This is a genomic window from Silanimonas sp. (genome assembly GCF_027531545.1).
In the GTDB taxonomy this organism is placed as follows: Bacteria; Pseudomonadota; Gammaproteobacteria; order Xanthomonadales; family Xanthomonadaceae; genus Silanimonas.
Genome location: NZ_JAPZSC010000063.1, coordinates 1 through 1,186 on the forward strand (window position 1 = coordinate 1; position 1,186 = coordinate 1,186).

Here is a 1,186-nt window from a genome sequence, read left to right on the forward strand (position 1 = left end):
GGCCTACCATGACGATGTTCAGGAGCCCCCATGCCACGCAAGAAAACCACCCCCGCCGCGAAGCCGGACGCCATCCTTCCCGACGAGCTGCTTGAGAAGCTGATCCCCGGCCCGATGGACGCCGCCGGCGTCGAGGCCGTATTCCAGAAGTTGAAGAAGGCCGTCATCGAGCGCGCCTTGGGCGCCGAGTTGGGCGTGCACCTGGCCGGCCCCGAGGGCGGCCGCGGCAACCATCGCAATGGCCGCAGCGGCAAGACCGTGCTGACCGACGAGGGGCCGTTGCGGATCGACGTGCCCCGTGACCGGGCTGGCAGCTTCGAGCCGCAGCTGATCCCGAAGCACGACCGCCGCTTCGCCGGTTTCGACGATCGGATCATCTCGATGTACGCCCGCGGCATGTCGGTGCGCGAGATCCAAGGGCATCTGGCCGAGATGTACGCGGTCGAGGTGTCACCGGAGTTCATCAGCGCGGTCACCGACGAGGTGATGGCCGAGGTGGGGGCCTGGCAGGCCCGTCCGCTGGAGCCGATGTACCCGGTGGTGTTCTTCGACGCGCTGCGGGTGAAGATCCGCGAGGGCGGGGTTGTGCGGAACAAGGCGGTGTACCTGGCGCTGGGCGTGCTGCCGGACGGCACCCGCGACATCCTCGGGCTGTGGATCGAGAACACCGAGGGCGCGAAGTTCTGGATGAAGGTCTTCAACGACCTGAAGACGCGCGGCACGCAGGATATCCTGATCGGCGTCGCCGATGGCCTGAAGGGGCTACCCGAGGCCTTGGAGGCGGTGTTTCCCTCTACGACGCTGCAGACCTGCATCGTGCACCTGATCCGCAACAGCTTGGACTATGCGAGCTGGAAGGACCGCAAGGCGCTGGCCGCAGCGATCAAGCCGGTCTACACCGCGCCGAGCGCGGAAGCCGCAGAAGACGAGCTGGACGCGTTCGAAGCAGGACCTTGGGGACAGCGCTTCCCGACCGTCGTGGCGGCCTGGCGTCGGGCCTGGAGCCGGGTGATCCCGTTCTTCGCATTCCCGCCCGAGGTGCGGCGGATCATCTACACCACCAACGCCATCGAGAGCGTGCATTCGCGGCTGCGCAAGATCATCAAGAGCCGCGGGCATTTCCCCACCGACGAGGCCGCGACCAAGCTGATCTGGCTGGCTCTGCGCAACATCACCGCCGACTGGA

Annotated in this window: 1 protein-coding gene; it reads left to right on the forward strand. The window is 66.9% G+C overall.

All coding sequences use genetic code 11. The annotated features are described in order from the left end of the window. Positions 1-30 precede the first annotated feature (30 nt). Positions 31-1,186 (forward strand): IS256 family transposase (locus tag O9280_RS17215; protein ID WP_298345753.1); only part of this gene is annotated, 1,156 nt, incomplete at its 3' end.